The organism is Acidovorax kalamii (genome assembly GCF_002245625.1).
In the GTDB taxonomy this organism is placed as follows: domain Bacteria; phylum Pseudomonadota; class Gammaproteobacteria; order Burkholderiales; family Burkholderiaceae_C; genus Acidovorax; species Acidovorax kalamii.
Genome location: NZ_NOIG01000003.1, coordinates 132,436 through 147,638 on the forward strand (window position 1 = coordinate 132,436; position 15,203 = coordinate 147,638).

Consider the following 15,203-nt stretch of genomic DNA (forward strand, 5'->3'; position numbering starts at 1 on the left):
CCCGCACGATCCCCGCAGAGCAGCCACAACGAACTGGAATAAGGAGAACAACCATGCACAAGCCCTTGTTGGCCCCTCTGTTGGCCTCGTTGCTGATGACCTTGGCTGGCGCCAGTGCCCAAGCGCAAGGCGTGTATCGCATCGTCGGGCCCGACGGCAAGGTGACCTTCTCTGACCGCCCGCCCGCCGATGCACCGGCCCAAGCTGCACGCACCACAGGTGCGGCGCCAGCCCCCGCCAGTGGCAATGCCACCCTGCCCTATGAGCTGCGACAGATCGCCACACGGTTCCCGGTCACGATTTACACCGGCAACGACTGCGCCCCTTGCACGGGCCTGCGCAACGCCTTGGTGGCGCGGGGCGTGCCGTTCACCGAACGCACGGTGACCACCAGCGAAGACGCAGCGGCCCTGCAGCGCCTGAGCGGATCGACCAGCCTGCCCTTTGGCAGCATTGGGGGCCAGCAGCTGGTCGGGTTCTCGGACGCGGAATGGACGCAGTATCTGGACGCGGCGGGCTATCCCAAGCAGTCGCAGCTGCCGTCCAGCTATCGCCCTCCCGCAGCCACGCCGCTGGTGGCAGTCAAGGCCGTGGAAGCAGCGCCTAGCGAAGAGAAGCCTAAGGCCCCCACCCCTTCACGCCCTGCGCCTGCGGCCCGTCCTGCTGAAGGCCCAACGCCCAGCAACCCGGCGGGCATCCGCTTCTGACAGGTACCCGCACGCCGCAACGCCAGTCACATCAAAAAAGAAGGGGTCCCAAGGGACCCCTTCTTTTTTAAAACTCTGTGATGCCATCACGGGCACTGTGCCCCGAGGGCTCCGCCTGGCGACAGGCCACTTCAGCGGGAATAGTCCAGCGTCTTGACCCCCTGGGCCGTCCCCAGCAGGCACACCGTGGCCTTCTGGTGGGCAAACACCCCCACGGTCACCACGCCCGGCCACTGGTTGATTTGTGACTCGAACGCCAGCGGGTCGGTGATCGACAGGCCCTTGACATCCAGGATGTGCTGACCGTTGTCGGTCACCAGCGGCTGGCCATCCTTGAGCCGCAGGCTGGCCTGGCCGCCCATGGCTTGGAAACGGCGGGCAATGTGATTGGCTGCCATGGGGATCACCTCGACCGGCAGAGGGAACTGCCCCAGCGCCTTAACCAGCTTGGATTCATCGGCGATACAGACAAACCGAGCGGCCAGGGCGGCCACGATCTTCTCGCGCGTCAGCGCCGCACCGCCGCCCTTGACCATGTGGCCCTGGCCATCGATCTCGTCGGCGCCATCGATGTAGACGGAGAGCGACTCCACTTCGTTGGCGTCGAACACCGCAATGCCCAGCGCCTTCAGGCGCTCGGTACTTGCCACGGAGCTGGACACCGCGCCCTTGATCTGGTTCTTCATGCCTGCCAGCGCATCGATGAACTTGTTGACCGTGGAGCCTGTGCCCACCCCCACAATCTCGCCGGGCACCACGTATTGCAGCGCAGCTTGGCCAACCAGGGTCTTGAGTTCGTCTTGGGTCAGGGGATTCATCGTCGTCATGGGAGAAAATCGGGGGTAATCCTGAATTATCCCCCCATGTCCCTGATCCCCTACGCCCTCACCCGCCCCTTTCTCTTTGGCATGGACGCCGAAGCCGCCCACGAACTCACCATGGACATGCTGGCACGCGGGCAACGCACGCCGCTGCAGTGGGCCTGGTGCAACGAAACAGTGGACGACCCCATCACGCTGGCGGGCCTGACCTTTCCCAACCGGGTGGGCATGGCGGCGGGTCTGGACAAGAACGCACGCTGCATCGACGCACTGGGCGCCATGGGGTTTGGTTTTGTGGAGGTGGGCACCGTCACCCCCAAGGCCCAGCCAGGCAACCCCAAGCCACGCATGTTCCGCCTGCCCGAGGCCCGCGCCCTCATCAATCGCCTGGGCTTCAACAACGAAGGGCTGGAGGCCTTTTTGCGCAACGTGCAGCAGGCGCAGTTTCGCAAGCAAAACCGCCGCAACCCCATGCTGCTGGGCCTGAACATCGGCAAGAACGCCACCACCCCCATCGAGAACGCCACCAGCGACTACCTCACTTGCCTGGAAGGGGTGTATCCGCACGCGGACTACGTGACGGTCAACATCAGCTCGCCCAACACGCAAAATCTGCGTGCGCTGCAAAGCGATGCGGCGCTGGATGCCCTGCTCTCCGCCATCGCCGAGCGCCGCGAAGCACTGGCAACCCAACACGCCAGGCGCGTGCCCGTGTTCGTGAAAATTGCCCCCGACCTGGATGAAGCCCAGGTAGCGGTGATTGCCGCGACGCTGCAGCGCCATGGCATGGACGGCGTGATCGCCACCAACACCACCATCAGCCGTGCGGCCGTGCAAGGCATGCGCCACGCCGAAGAAACTGGCGGACTCAGCGGCGCGCCCGTGCTGGAGGCCAGCAACCAGGTCATCCGGCAGTTGCGTACCGCCCTGGGCAGCCGCTTTCCCATCATTGGCGTGGGTGGCGTGATGAGCGCCGAAGACGCGGTGAGCAAGATCCGCGCGGGCGCCGATGTGGTTCAGATCTACACCGGCCTGATCTATGAAGGGCCCGCCCTGGTGGTCAAGGCGGCCAAGGCCATCAAGGCCATGGGCTGAGGCCGTTCCAAGGGATTTGCCTTTCCCTTGGCTCAAAAAAAGAGCCACTGTGCAGTGGCTCTTTTCATGGGACGGGCCTGGCGCGGCCAAGTGCTTATCGCCGCAGGCGCAGCAGCATGGGCAGCAGGACACCCGCCCAGCGGATCAACCTCCGTGGCCCGGCCACCACGGCCACACCCGCGATGGCTGCCACAGCCAGGGGGTGCTCGCGGGCAAAGCCTGCGGCGCGCAATGCGAGCGAGTCCTCCGCGCCCCCTGCGGCCGCACGCTGGCTCTCTGTCAAAGCCTGGGCCTGGGCCCGCGCAGCACGGCGCGCGCGCAGCCGTTCGCGCTGCAGGGCGATGCGGTCCAGGATGCGCTGCTGCTGGGCCGTGGGCCTGGGCAGCGCAGGTCCGCCTTGCTCAGGCGCGACGGGCCGGGAAGAGGTAGACGGGGTACTCACAGACGCTCCTTGATGTCTCGCCAGTCCTGGGCCAGCTCACTGCGCGTCAATGCAAAACCATTGCCTGCGCGCTGTGCCACCGACACCAGCGCCACCAGGGCGGCTACCCACCCCAGCGTCCAGACGCCCGCCACCAGCCAGGCAACCAGGGTGCGCTGCGGCGTGTCCCAGAAGTGCACCAGCACGGCGATCGACAGCATGATCAGCGCCACCACCGTAAGCCCGGTGACCACAATGGTCAGCACCAGCAGTTGCTGAACCCGCTGCTTCAGATCGGCCCACTCCAGGCGGGCCAGGTCCACACGGTCTTCCACCGCAATGGCCCCCTCGATCACGTTGGCGCGCCAGCGCGCCGCCAGGCCCTCCAGGCCCAGAAGCGACAGCCAGTTCATGCGGGGAGGCCCTCAGGGCCCGCCATGGTCAGCGTGCGCATGGCGCGGCGCTCAGCGGCGCGCCAGCAGGAAACCGACCAGGGCCCCCACAGCCAGTGCAGCGCCTGCCACACGCCAGGGTTCATCATGGGCATAACGGTCGGCCGCAATGGCTGCCTCCTTGGCCTGGCGGGCGGCATCCTGTGCGGCACGCACCGCAGATTCGCGCACGTTGTGCATGCCATCGTCCAGGCGCTGGCGCAGCAGCTTGATCTCTGGCACCGTGTCCAGGTCCTTGTTGGCCAGCAGGCCACGCAGGTCGGAAACCAGTTTTTCCAGTTCGCCTTGGGTGGTGGTGGTGTCGGAAGCAGTCATACAAGCAGCCTTTCTTTCAATCAACAAGCGGTTTGGAAAACCCTAGAACAGGGACCTCGGGCCATCTTAGCCACCCGTCCAGAGACCCCTCGTAGGACGGGGACGCAAGAGGTTACCGATTGCAACGAATTTGCCCCAGATCAACCTTCAAACCAGCGCGGCCACATGCTCCGCAATGGCCAGGGAACTGGTCAAACCGGGCGATTCGATGCCAAACAGGTTGACCAGTCCGGGCACGCCATGGACCGCAGGCCCCTGGATCACAAAATCGGCCGCAGGCTGGCTCGCACCGTGGATCTTGGGGCGGATGCCTGCATACCCCGGGGCCAGTGCACCATCCCGCAGACCGGGCCAGTACTTGCGCACCTCCGCGTAGAAGGCATCGCCCCGCGTTGGGTCCACCAGCAGGTCGTCGGCCGATGTGACCCACTGCACATCCGGCCCGAACTTGGCTTGGCCGCCCAGGTCGAGCGTGAGGTGCACCCCCAGCCCTGCGGCCTCGGGCACCGGGTAGATCAGATGGCTGAAGGGTGCTTTACCGGTCAATGTGAAATAGCTGCCCTTGGCAAAGTGGGCCGTAGGCACATGGACAGGGCCCAACCCCACAAAACGGGCAGCCAGGACCGGTGCGTACAGGCCCGCCGCGTTCACCACCGCGCGGGCCTGCAGGCGCGTGCCATCAGATGCTTCCAAAATAATAGCATCTTCCGCACACTGGGCACGCGCAAGAGGCGAATTGAACGCCACGAGGCCGCCAGCGTTCTCCAGGTCGCCCTGCAGGGCCAGCATCAGCGCATGGCTGTCCACGATGCCCGTGCTGGGTGAGTACAACGCGCCCACACATTCCAGCGCGGGCTCCAGCGCCAAGGCCTCGTCACGGCTGAGCCACTGCAGGTCGAGCACGCCATTGGCCCGCGCACGCGCCTGGATCGACTCCACGCTGGCCAGTTGCGCGGCCGAGGTGGCCACCAGCAGCTTGCCGCAGCGCCGGTGCGGCACCCCGCGTTCGGCGCAATAGGCGTAGAGCAGCTCCTTGCCCCGCACACACAGCTGCGCCTTGAGCGAACCGGTGGGGTAGTACAGCCCGGCATGGATCACTTCGCTGTTGCGCGAGCTGATGCCTGTGCCAATGGCATCGGTCGCCTCCAGCACCATCACCTCGCGCCCCTGCAAGGCCAGCGCGCGGGCCACGGCCAGACCCACCACACCAGCGCCCACCACCACACAATCCACCGTATCGGTCATTCGCTCGCTCCTTCCGCTGCAAACCAGCCCTTCTCCCCCAGGCTGGAGTTATGCCTGCTCAAACCCATCCAGCACATTGACGGCGTTGGTCCCCAGCTCAGCGGCGGCATATCCACCCTCCAGCACAAACACGGTGGGCAACCCCAGGCGGGCCAGGCGCTCGCCCAAACGGGTGAAGTCGGCGGATGCCAGCGCGAAGCGGGAGATCGGGTCGCCTTCGAAGGCATCGAGGCCCAGCGAGATCACCAGTGCATCAGCCTGGTAGCCTCCGATGCGCGTATAGGCCTGCTCCAGGGCTTCGAACCAGGTGGCAGCGCTGGTGCCTGCGGGCAGCGGCAGGTTCAGGTTGTAGCCAGTTCCCTTGCCCTCCCCCACTTCGTCCGCATGGCCCAGGTAGAACGGGTACTCGGTGCGCGGGTCGCCATGGAGACTGACGAAAAGCACATCGTCGCGGGCGTAGAAGATGCTTTGCGTACCGTTGCCATGGTGGTAGTCCACATCCAGCAAGGCCACGCGCCGGGCGCCCTGGTTGCGCAATGCTTGTGCTGCCACGGCGGCGTTGTTCAGGAAGCAGTAGCCGCCCATGAAGTCGGGGCCTGCATGGTGGCCGGGCGGTCGCGTGCAGCAAAAGGCGGCGCGGTCACCCTGCGCCACGCGTGCAGCCGCGCTCGCTGCAGCATCAGCCCCAGCCTTGGCTGCTGCCCAGGTGCCTGCAGCCATGGGCGTGCCGTTGTCCATGGAATACAGCCCCAGCCGGGCCACGAAGTTGTCTGGCTCGACATCGCTGCGCAGTGTGCGCACCGGCCAGACGGAGGGAAATGGCTGAACCGTTGCATTGGCAACCGGGTCCAGCGCCAGCCACTGCTGCCAGGCGGTCTGCAAAAAGCCGAGGTAGCGCGGTGCATGCACCTGGGCCAGCACGGGGCTGCTGTCCACGTCCGGGGCCAGCATGCTGTGGCCGCGCGCACGCAGGGCCTCTTCCACGTAGTCCACCCGTGCAGGCTTCTCGAAACAGGGCACCCGCTCCCCTCGGAAGAACTCATGGACGGGAGCATGCCCCTGGTGCAGGGGATTGTGGAAAGTGATCATCGGATTGGTGCCAGCAAGCAGTGGGGGAAAAGCGCAGCGGGCACACGCCGCTGCAATCCATCAAGCCCAACACTGTAGCGGCATGGCAAGGCGCGCCAGCCAAGTGGCACCCGCATGCATGCAGGCAATAAAAAACCCCTGCAGACCAGAAATCTGCAGGGGTTTGGGATTGGTGGGTGATACATGGATCGAACATGTGACCCCTGCCGTGTGAAGGCAGTGCTCTACCGCTGAGCTAATCACCCGTCGCACCCACCTTGGAGCAAGATAGCGCGAAAGTCTGTCTAAAGCGTGGTGGGTGATACATGGATCGAACATGTGACCCCTGCCGTGTGAAGGCAGTGCTCTACCGCTGAGCTAATCACCCGTGTCGCTGTGACAAGCCTTAGATTATGGCACAGCTTTTCAGGCTTGTTGAGAAGTTCGCCAAATTGTTTTGCCTCCGCTGGCCTTGTCGATCTGGGTGAGCACCTCGGCATGCGCCGCCTGCTCCTGCTCGCTGGCGCGCAGCACCGGCAGCACCAGGCCACGCAAATCGATGGCCGCCACCTTCACGCCGTCGGCACCCTCCTGGGCATCGTCGGCCATGAGCAGTGCGTCCTGCCCGCGCGTGAGGTTGATGTAGACATCGGCCAGGAGCTCGGCGTCCAGCAAGGCGCCGTGCAGCGTGCGGCCCGAGTTGTCCACGCCCAGGCGGTCGCACAGGGCGTCGAGCGAATTGCGCTTGCCAGGGTACATCTCCTTGGCCATGGCCAGCGTGTCGGTCACGCTCTCCACATAGGTGCGGAACGCGGGGCGGCCCACCAGCTCCAGCTCCTTGTTCAGAAAGCCCACGTCAAACGCCGCGTTGTGGATGATGATCTCGGCGCCTTGCAGGTACTGCAGGATGTCGTCCACCACCTCGGCAAACTTGGGCTTGTCCTTCAGGAACTCGTTGCTGATGCCGTGCACCTTCAGCGCGTCTTCGTGGCTGTCGCGGCCCGGGTTGAAGTACAGGTGCAGGTTGTTGCCCGTGAGCTTGCGGTTGAGCAGCTCCACGCAGCCCAGCTCAATGATGCGGTCCCCGCCCTCGGCCGAGAGGCCGGTGGTTTCGGTGTCGAGAACGATCTGCCGTGTCATTTCAATGGTTTTCCTTGGCGTGGTTGATCGTGTACTTGGGAATCTCCACCACCAGGTCCTGCTGCGCCAGGATCGCCTGGCAGGACAGGCGCGATTGCGGCTCCAGACCCCAGGCGCGGTCGAGCAGGTCTTCTTCCTCCTCCTCCGCCTCGTTGAGCGAATTCAGCCCCTGGCGCACGATCACGTGGCAGGTGGTGCAGGCGCAGCTCATGTCGCAGGCGTGCTCGATGTTGATGTGGTTGTCCAGCAGGGCCTCGCAGATCGACGTGCCTGCAGGGGCCGTGATCTCGGTGCCTGCGGGGCAGTACTCAGGGTGGGGAAGGATCTTGATGACGGGCATGGGATGGTCTTGTTTTTGTTCGAGGAGATGCGTTCGGCTGTGTCAGAGGGTCTGCACGTTCTTGCCGGCCAGCGCCTGCTGGATGCCCCGGTTCATGCGCTGGGCCGCAAAGGCTTCGGTACCCTTGGCCAGGGCGTCGGTGGCGGCTTCGATCACAGCCGCATCGTCGGCGTCGCGCTGGTGGCGCAGGGCCACCATCAGGGCATCGATAGCGGAGCGCTCTTGCAGGCTCAGCACATCGCCATCGGCGTCCAGCGCGCTCTGGGTGGCAAGCAGCATGCGGTCGGCGTCCACACGGGCCTCGACCACGGCGCGGGCCTTCATGTCCTGCGCCGCCGTGGCAAAGCCCTCCTGCAGCATGCGCGCGATCTCTTCATCCGACAGGCCATACGACGGCTTCACATCGATGCGCGCCTCCACACCGCTGCCCTGCTCCTTAGCGCTCACGCTCAGCAGGCCATCGGCATCGACGGTGAAGGTCACGCGGATGCGCGCAGCACCTGCGGCCATGGGCGGAATGCCACGCAGCTCAAAACGCGCAAGGCTGCGGCAGTCCTGCACCAGGTCGCGTTCGCCCTGCACCACATGCACCGCGAGCGCCGTCTGCCCGTCTTTGTAGGTGGTGAAGTCCTGCGCCTTGGCGGTGGGGATGGTCTCGTTGCGCGCCACGATGCGCTCGACCAGCCCTCCCATGGTTTCGATGCCCAGTGACAGCGGGATCACATCCAACAGCAGCAGGTCGCCCGCCGTGTTGTTGCCCGCGAGCTGGTTGGCCTGGATGGCAGCGCCCAGGGCCACCACTTCATCAGGGTTCAGGTTGGTCAGAGGCTCTTTGCCAAAAAATTCGGCCACCGCGCGTTGCACTTGCGGCATGCGGGTGGAGCCTCCCACCATCACCACGCCCTGCACCTCGTCACGCGCGAGGTGGGCGTCGCGCAGCGCGCGGCGCACAGCGGCCATGGAGCGCGCCGTCAGCTCGGCGGTCACGGCTTCGAAGTCTGATCTTTTTACGTCAAAATGGGCTTCACCGCTCGACAGTATTGCCTTGAATGCTACCAAATCAGTAGTAGTCAACGCCTCCTTGCAGGCGCGGGCCGCCATGCGCACGGCCGTTTTATCGGCGGCGGTGACGGCCTCCAGCCCCAGTTGCTGCAGCACCCAGTCGGCCAGTGCGGCATCGTAGTCATCGCCCCCCAGGGCCGAATCGCCACCGGTGGCAATCACTTCGAACACGCCCTGGGTCAAGCGCAGGATGGAGATATCAAAGGTGCCGCCCCCGAGGTCGTACACGGCGTAGACACCTTCGCTGGCATTGTCGAGGCCGTAGGCAATCGCCGCCGCCGTGGGTTCGTTGATCAGGCGCAGCAGGTGGATGCCTGCGAGCTTGGCTGCATCCTTGGTGGCCTGGCGCTGGGCATCGTCAAAGTAGGCAGGCACGGTGATGACCGCGCCATACAGGTCGTCGTTGAAGGTGTCTTCGGCGCGGTAGCGCAGCGTGGCCAGGATCTCGGCACTGACTTCAACGGGCGACTTGTTGCCATCCACCGTTGCCAGGCTGACCATGCCCCCTGCACCCGCGTCGTTGGCGGGAACAAAGTCGTAAGGCAGCTTGCCCGCCTCTGCCACGTCGTTCAGGCCCCGGCCCATGAAGCGCTTGGCCGAGGCGATGGTGTTGCGCGCATCCTGGGCCTGAGCGGCCACGGCGTCGTAACCGATCTGGCGCCCGCCGTTCTCCAGATACCGCACCACAGATGGCAGCAGCACCCTGCCCTGCGCGTCGGGCAGGCATTCGGACACACCATTGCGCACGGCAGCCACCAGAGAGTGGGTGGTGCCCAGGTCGATACCTACGGCAATGCGCCGCTGGTGCGGGTCGGGGGACTGGCCGGGTTCGGAAATCTGCAGAAGCGCCATGAAATTTTTGGGTCTCAACGTGGTGGGGCCTGCCGTCATTCCAACGGAGGCCCTGGGGGAAGCAAAAACCGCTCTATTGTCCCAGTTGCTCTCGGCGACGTTCAATGTCGTCGGCAAATCGCGCAATGAACATGAGGGCTCTGACCTGGCGGGCCGCGCCCGCGTAGTCCTGCTGCTGATCGATGAGCTGCCCGCAATGCGCCAGCGCGTCACGGCGTGCCTGGCTGACACCGTCATCCAGCGCATCGAGTTCGCTCTCGGCACGAGCCTCTTCCAGCGCCTCGCGCCACTCCATCTGCTGCATGAGGAAGGCCGCCGGCATGGCCGTGTTGTCTTCGGCGTTGATGGGTGCGCCGTGCAGCTCGCACAGGTAGGCCGCGCGGCGCATCGGGTCTTTCAGGCGCTGGTAGGCCTCGTTGATGCGCACGGACCATTGCATGGCCACACGCTGTGCCGCTGCGCCCTGCGCCGCAAACTTGTCGGGATGGGCTTCGCGCTGCAGCTCTTTCCAGCGCGCGTCGATGGCGCTGCGCTCCTGGGCAAAGCGGCGTTCGAGGCCAAACAGTTCAAAGTCGTCAGATTGCAGGTTCATGCGCAGAAGGGGCGAAGCAAAAAGTGCAAGAAAAAACCGCCAGCACAAAGCGCGTTGGCGGTTTCACGGTGCAGCGCAGCGGGCTCGCGAGCATTCACACCTACTCAGACGCGGAAGCTCTCCCCACAACCGCAGCGGTCACGCTCGTTGGGGTTGTTGAACTTGAAGCCTTCGTTCAAGCCCTCGCGCACAAAGTCCAGCTCGGTGCCGTCGATGTAGGCCAGGCTCTTGGGGTCGATCAGCACCTTGACGCCGTGGTTTTCAAACACGATGTCCTCGGGCTCGCTGTCGTCCACATACTCCAGCTTGTAGGCAAGCCCCGAGCAACCAGTCGTCTTGACTCCCAGGCGCACGCCCAGGCCCTTGCCACGGCGGGCAAGATAGCGATTGACGTGCCGTGCAGCGGCTTCTGTCAGCGTGATGGCCATATCGCTCTCGGTGGATCAGGCAGCGGTGGTGGCAGTGGCCGCGTGCTTGGTCTTGTAGTCGAGCACCGCAGCCTTGATGGCGTCTTCGGCCAGGATGGAGCAGTGCACCTTCACGGGCGGCAAGGCCAGTTCTTCGGCGATTTCGCTGTTCTTGAGCGCTGCCGCTTCGTCCAGCGTCTTGCCCTTGACCCATTCAGTCACCAGCGACGACGAGGCAATGGCCGAGCCGCAGCCATAGGTCTTGAAACGCGCATCTTCGATCACGCCCGTGGCGGGGTTCACCTTGATCTGCAGCTTCATCACGTCGCCGCAGGCGGGCGCGCCCACCATGCCAGTGCCCACCGAATCGTCACCCTTGTCGAAGGAACCCACGTTGCGGGGGTTTTCGTAATGGTCAACCACTTTTTCTGAGTAAGCCATGATGTGTACCTCTTCAATGCTTCAAAAATCTTCGGGATTCAGTGCGCAGCCCATTGGATGGTGCTGATGTCGATGCCGTCCTTGTACATCTCCCACAGCGGGCTCAGTTCGCGCAGGCGGGCCACGTTCTCGCGGATGGTGGAGATCGCATAGTCGATCTCCTCTTCGGTCGTAAAACGGCCGATGGTCATGCGCAGGCTGCTGTGGGCCAGCTCATCGCTGCGGCCCAGGGCGCGCAGCACATAGCTGGGCTCCAGGCTGGCCGAGGTGCAGGCCGAACCCGACGACACCGCCAGGCCCTTGATCCCCATGATGAGCGACTCGCCTTCGACGTAGTTGAAGCTCATGTTCAGATTCTGCGGCACGCGGCGTTCCATGCTGCCGTTGATGAACACCTGCTCGATGTCCTTCAAGCCATTGAGCAGGCGCTGCTGCAGCGCGTGGGCCTTGGCGTTGGACTCGGCCATTTCTTCCTTGGCGATGCGGAAGGCCTCGCCCATGCCCACGATCTGGTGCGTGGGCAGCGTGCCGGAGCGCATGCCGCGCTCGTGGCCGCCACCGTGCATTTGTGCTTCCAGACGCACGCGGGGCTTGCGGCGCACATACAGTGCACCCACGCCCTTGGGGCCATAGGTCTTGTGGGCCGTCATGCTCATCAGATCAACGGGCAAGGTGGCCATGTCGATGGCAACGCGGCCCGTGGCCTGGGCCGCATCCACGTGCAGCAGGATGCCCTTTTCACGGCACAGTGCGCCGATGGCAGGGATGTCCTGGATCACGCCGATTTCGTTGTTCACGAACAGGATGCTCACCAGGATGGTGTCGGGGCGGATCGCGGCCTTGAGCGCGTCCATGTTGACCAGACCGTCTTCCTGAACATCGAGGTAAGTGGCTTCAAAACCCTGGCGCTCCAGCTCGCGCATGGTGTCCAGCACGGCCTTGTGCTCGGTCTTGAGCGTGATGAGATGCTTGCCCTTGCCCTTGTAAAACTGGGCAGCGCCCTTCAAGGCCAGGTTGATGGACTCGGTCGCGCCGCTGGTCCAGACGATTTCGCGGGGGTCAGCACCAATCAGATCGGCCACCTGCACGCGGGCCTTCTCAACGGCCTCCTCGGCCTCCCAGCCCCAGGCATGGCTGCGCGATGCCGCGTTGCCAAAATGCTCACGCAGCCAGGGGATCATGGCGTCCACCACACGGGGGTCCACCGGGGTCGTGGCGCCATAGTCGAGATAGATGGGGAAGTGCGGGGTCATGTCCATGGCTGGCTCAGTAAGGGTGTCTGGCTGGCAGATTTACGAGAAAAAGTCGGTTTCAGAAAAACGCGTTCAGGGCGGCGCCGACCCCAAGGGCCGGCGCGGGCTCTGCAGGTGTCAGGACTTCGCGAAAACGTTGCCCAGTGCAAACACCGAGTTGGGTGCGTTGACGCGAATGGGTTTGACCACGGGCGTCGTCGAGATGGCACGGCGCACCACCGGCTTGTCTTCGATCTGAACGCCCTTGGCGAGTTGTTCGTCCACCAGTTTTTGCAGGGTCACGGAGTCCAGGAACTCCACCATGCGCTGGTTGAGCGATGCCCACAGCTCGTGCGTCATGCAGCGGCCGGCTTCGCCCAGGCAGTTTTCCTTGCCACCACACTGCGTGGCGTCAATCGGCTCGTCCACCGACACAATAATGTCGGCCACCGTGATGTCACCCGCCTTGCGGGCCAAGGTGTAGCCGCCACCGGGGCCACGGGTGGATTCCACCAGTTCATGGCGGCGCAGCTTGCCAAAAAGCTGTTCGAGGTAGGACAGCGAAATCTGCTGGCGCTGGCTGATCGCAGCCAAGGTGACGGGGCCGTTGTTCTGACGCAGTGCCAGGTCAATCATGGCAGTGACCGCAAAACGGCCTTTGGTGGTGAGACGCATTGCAAGCTCCTTGTGCTGAGGCTCGTTCGTTAAAGAAACTGCCTGCGCTGGGTGGTGGTCAGCACGGGCACCGTCTCCGCCCCTTACTCCACACAGCGTTCTGCGCGGAGCCCTTCATCGTTGGGCTTTGTTCTTGAGTGTTTTACGCGAGTATAACACAAATCCCTATTGAATTTGTCGGGATAAAAAACCAACAGGTCGCAATTTGGCCTGAATTGTTTTTTTGGCCCTTCACCTCCCCGGTCACAAGGCCACCGAATCGCCTCCGTGTGCGCCAAACGCCTGGTCCTTGAGCCGCGAGAGCTGGTCGCGCACACGGGCCGCCTGCTCGAACTCCAGATTGCGCGCGTGTTCCAGCATGAGCTTTTCCAGCCGCTTGATCTCGCGCGCCACATCTTTCTCGGACATGTCCTCGACCTTGGCGCGCTGCAGGGCCTCCTGCTCCAGCCGCTCGGCGTCCTTGCCCGCTTTTTCGCTGTAAACCCCGTCAATCAGGTCTCTTACCCGCTTGACAATGCTGCGCGGTGTGATGCCGTGCGCCTCGTTGTGTGCGATCTGCTTGATGCGGCGGCGTTCCGTCTCACCCATGGCTTTTTTCATGGAATCGGTGATGCGGTCGGCATACAGGATGGCCTTGCCATTGAGGTTGCGCGCCGCACGGCCAATGGTCTGGATCAGGCTGCGCTCGGCGCGCAGGAAGCCTTCCTTGTCGGCGTCCAGAATCGCCACCAGCGACACCTCGGGGATGTCCAGCCCTTCGCGCAGCAGGTTGATGCCCACCAGCACATCAAACGCCCCTAGACGCAGGTCGCGGATGATCTCCACGCGCTCCACGGTGTCCACGTCGCTGTGCAGGTAGCGCACCTTCACGCCGTTGTCTGTCAGGTAGTCGGTGAGCTGCTCGGCCATGCGCTTGGTCAGCGTGGTGATGAGCACGCGCTCCTCTTTCTCCACGCGGATGCGGATCTCCTGCAGCACATCGTCCACCTGGTGGGTGGCAGGGCGCACCTCCACCACCGGGTCCACCAGGCCGGTGGGGCGCACCACCTGGTCCACGATCTGGCCGGAATGAGTCCGCTCATAGTCCGCCGGCGTGGCAGTGACAAAAATCACCTGGCGCATGCGCTGCTCGAACTCCTCGAACTTGAGCGGCCGGTTGTCCAGCGCCGAAGGCAGGCGAAAGCCGTACTCCACCAGCGTGGTCTTGCGCGCGCGGTCGCCGTTGTACATGGCGCTCAGCTGCCCGATCATCTGGTGGCTTTCGTCCAGAAACATCAGCGCATCGCGAGGCATGTAGTCGGTGAGTGTGCTGGGCGGGTCCCCCGGCGCAGCGCCCGACAGGTGGCGCGTGTAGTTCTCGATGCCCTTGCAGTGTCCCACCTCGCTGAGCATCTCCAGATCAAACCGAGTGCGCTGCTCCAGCCGCTGCGCTTCGACCAGCTTGCCGTCGGCCACCAGCTGCTGCAGGCGCTCGGCCAGTTCCAGCTTGATGGTCTCGACGGCGGCCAGCACCTTGTCGCGGGGCGTCACATAGTGGCTGCTGGGGTAGACGGTAAAGCGCGGGATCTTCTGCTTGATGCGCCCCGTGAGCGGGTCGAACAGCTGCAGGCTTTCCACCTCGTCGTCGAACAGCTCGATGCGGATCGCCAGCTCGGAATGCTCGGCCGGAAACACGTCAATTGTGTCGCCCCGCACGCGGAACTTGCCGCGCGAAAAGTCCGCCTCGTTGCGCTGGTACTGCATGCGGATCAGCTGGGCAATCACATCACGCTGCCCAGCCTTGTCGCCCACGCGCAGCGTCATCACCATGCGGTGGTAGCTCTCGGGCTCGCCAATGCCGTAGATGGCAGAGACGGTGGCCACGATCACCACGTCCTTGCGCTCCATCAAGCTCTTGGTGCACGAGAGGCGCATCTGCTCGATGTGCTCGTTGATCGCACTGTCCTTCTCGATGAACAGGTCGCGCTGCGGCACGTAGGCCTCGGGCTGGTAGTAGTCGTAGTAGCTCACGAAGTACTCCACGGCGTTCTTGGGGAAGAACTCGCGGAATTCGCTGTAGAGCTGCGCGGCCAGTGTCTTGTTGGGCGCAAAAATGATCGCCGGACGGCCCATGCGCGCGATCACGTTGGCCATGGTGAAGGTCTTGCCCGAGCCTGTCACGCCCAGCAAGGTCTGAAAAGTCTCCCCGTCGTGCAGGCCCTCCACCAGTTTGGCAATGGCCTCGGGCTGGTCGCCCGCCGGGGGGTACGGCTGGAACAGCTCAAAGGGAGAGTCGGGGAAATGGACGAACTCGCCGTCTTGCTTTTCAGTTATGACTTCGGTGATATCTGGCATGGGC

General features: G+C 64.1%; 17 protein-coding genes and 2 tRNA genes. 2 read left to right on the forward strand and 17 right to left on the reverse strand.

The annotated features are described in order from the left end of the window. The first annotated feature begins 53 nt into the window (after positions 1-53). Positions 54-707: a glutaredoxin family protein gene (locus tag CBY09_RS02885; protein ID WP_094286237.1), complete on the forward strand. Its 654-nt coding sequence runs from the start codon at positions 54-56 to the stop codon at positions 705-707. A gap of 131 nt (positions 708-838) precedes the next feature. Here CBY09_RS02885 and rpiA read toward each other — a convergent pair whose 3' ends face one another. Continuing rightward, positions 839-1,534, reverse strand: a complete 696-nt coding sequence (gene rpiA, locus CBY09_RS02890) for a ribose-5-phosphate isomerase RpiA (RefSeq protein ID WP_094286239.1) — start codon at positions 1,532-1,534, stop codon at positions 839-841. Between the two features lie 36 nt (positions 1,535-1,570). Between rpiA and CBY09_RS02895 the strand changes: the two genes are divergently transcribed. After that, entirely contained in the window at positions 1,571-2,623 is a 1,053-nt protein-coding gene (locus tag CBY09_RS02895) for a quinone-dependent dihydroorotate dehydrogenase (RefSeq protein ID WP_094286241.1), read from the forward strand. A 94-nt stretch (positions 2,624-2,717) separates the two neighbouring features. Here the strand turns inward: CBY09_RS02895 and CBY09_RS02900 are convergent, their stop codons facing one another. The 16 genes from CBY09_RS02900 to uvrB all read right to left on the reverse strand — a co-directional run bounded on the left by CBY09_RS02900 (position 2,718) and on the right by uvrB (position 15,199). After that, on the reverse strand, positions 2,718-3,065 hold the full coding sequence (locus CBY09_RS02900) for a hypothetical protein (RefSeq protein WP_420807436.1): 348 nt from the start codon (positions 3,063-3,065) through the stop codon (positions 2,718-2,720). Beyond that, a complete protein-coding gene (locus CBY09_RS02905) occupies positions 3,062-3,457 on the reverse strand; it encodes a phage holin family protein (protein WP_094286243.1) in 396 nt (131 codons plus the stop codon). Before CBY09_RS02905 ends, CBY09_RS02900 begins: the two co-directional genes overlap by 4 nt. Before the next feature lie 51 nt (positions 3,458-3,508). Further along, positions 3,509-3,811: a DUF883 family protein gene (locus CBY09_RS02910; protein WP_094286245.1), complete on the reverse strand. Its 303-nt coding sequence runs from the start codon at positions 3,809-3,811 to the stop codon at positions 3,509-3,511. Positions 3,812-3,958: 147 nt separating this feature from the next. Then, positions 3,959-5,056: an NAD(P)/FAD-dependent oxidoreductase gene (locus tag CBY09_RS02915; RefSeq protein WP_094286247.1), complete on the reverse strand. Its 1,098-nt coding sequence runs from the start codon at positions 5,054-5,056 to the stop codon at positions 3,959-3,961. 48 nt (positions 5,057-5,104) lie between these two features. After that, positions 5,105-6,145: a histone deacetylase family protein gene (locus tag CBY09_RS02920; RefSeq protein ID WP_094286249.1), complete on the reverse strand. Its 1,041-nt coding sequence runs from the start codon at positions 6,143-6,145 to the stop codon at positions 5,105-5,107. Between the two features lie 170 nt (positions 6,146-6,315). After that, positions 6,316-6,390, reverse strand: a tRNA-Val gene (locus CBY09_RS02925). 47 nt (positions 6,391-6,437) lie between these two features. Continuing rightward, positions 6,438-6,512, reverse strand: a tRNA-Val gene (locus tag CBY09_RS02930). Between the two features lie 38 nt (positions 6,513-6,550). Then, a complete protein-coding gene (dnaQ, locus tag CBY09_RS02935) occupies positions 6,551-7,264 on the reverse strand; it encodes a DNA polymerase III subunit epsilon (protein WP_094286251.1) in 714 nt (237 codons plus the stop codon). A gap of 1 nt (position 7,265) precedes the next feature. Further along, the gene (gene fdx, locus CBY09_RS02940) at positions 7,266-7,604 is read right to left on the reverse strand and encodes an ISC system 2Fe-2S type ferredoxin (RefSeq protein WP_094286256.1); all 339 of its coding nucleotides are present in this window, start codon (positions 7,602-7,604) and stop codon (positions 7,266-7,268) included. Positions 7,605-7,646: 42 nt separating this feature from the next. Continuing rightward, the gene (gene hscA / locus CBY09_RS02945; RefSeq protein ID WP_094286329.1) at positions 7,647-9,518 is read right to left on the reverse strand and encodes a Fe-S protein assembly chaperone HscA; all 1,872 of its coding nucleotides are present in this window, start codon (positions 9,516-9,518) and stop codon (positions 7,647-7,649) included. Positions 9,519-9,591: 73 nt separating this feature from the next. Continuing rightward, entirely contained in the window at positions 9,592-10,110 is a 519-nt protein-coding gene (hscB, locus tag CBY09_RS02950; RefSeq protein WP_094286258.1) for a Fe-S protein assembly co-chaperone HscB, read from the reverse strand. 104 nt (positions 10,111-10,214) lie between these two features. After that, complete coding sequence (iscA, locus tag CBY09_RS02955) at positions 10,215-10,538, reverse strand: iron-sulfur cluster assembly protein IscA (RefSeq protein WP_063459049.1); 324 nt, start codon at positions 10,536-10,538, stop codon at positions 10,215-10,217. A 15-nt stretch (positions 10,539-10,553) separates the two neighbouring features. Then, positions 10,554-10,958: a Fe-S cluster assembly scaffold IscU gene (iscU, locus tag CBY09_RS02960; RefSeq protein ID WP_094286261.1), complete on the reverse strand. Its 405-nt coding sequence runs from the start codon at positions 10,956-10,958 to the stop codon at positions 10,554-10,556. Positions 10,959-10,996: 38 nt separating this feature from the next. Further along, complete coding sequence (locus CBY09_RS02965; RefSeq protein ID WP_094286263.1) at positions 10,997-12,217, reverse strand: IscS subfamily cysteine desulfurase; 1,221 nt, start codon at positions 12,215-12,217, stop codon at positions 10,997-10,999. Positions 12,218-12,328: 111 nt separating this feature from the next. Beyond that, complete coding sequence (iscR, locus tag CBY09_RS02970; protein ID WP_015013980.1) at positions 12,329-12,865, reverse strand: Fe-S cluster assembly transcriptional regulator IscR; 537 nt, start codon at positions 12,863-12,865, stop codon at positions 12,329-12,331. Positions 12,866-13,108: 243 nt separating this feature from the next. After that, positions 13,109-15,199: an excinuclease ABC subunit UvrB gene (gene uvrB / locus CBY09_RS02975; protein ID WP_094286331.1), complete on the reverse strand. Its 2,091-nt coding sequence runs from the start codon at positions 15,197-15,199 to the stop codon at positions 13,109-13,111. Between the last annotated feature and the right edge of the window lie 4 nt (positions 15,200-15,203).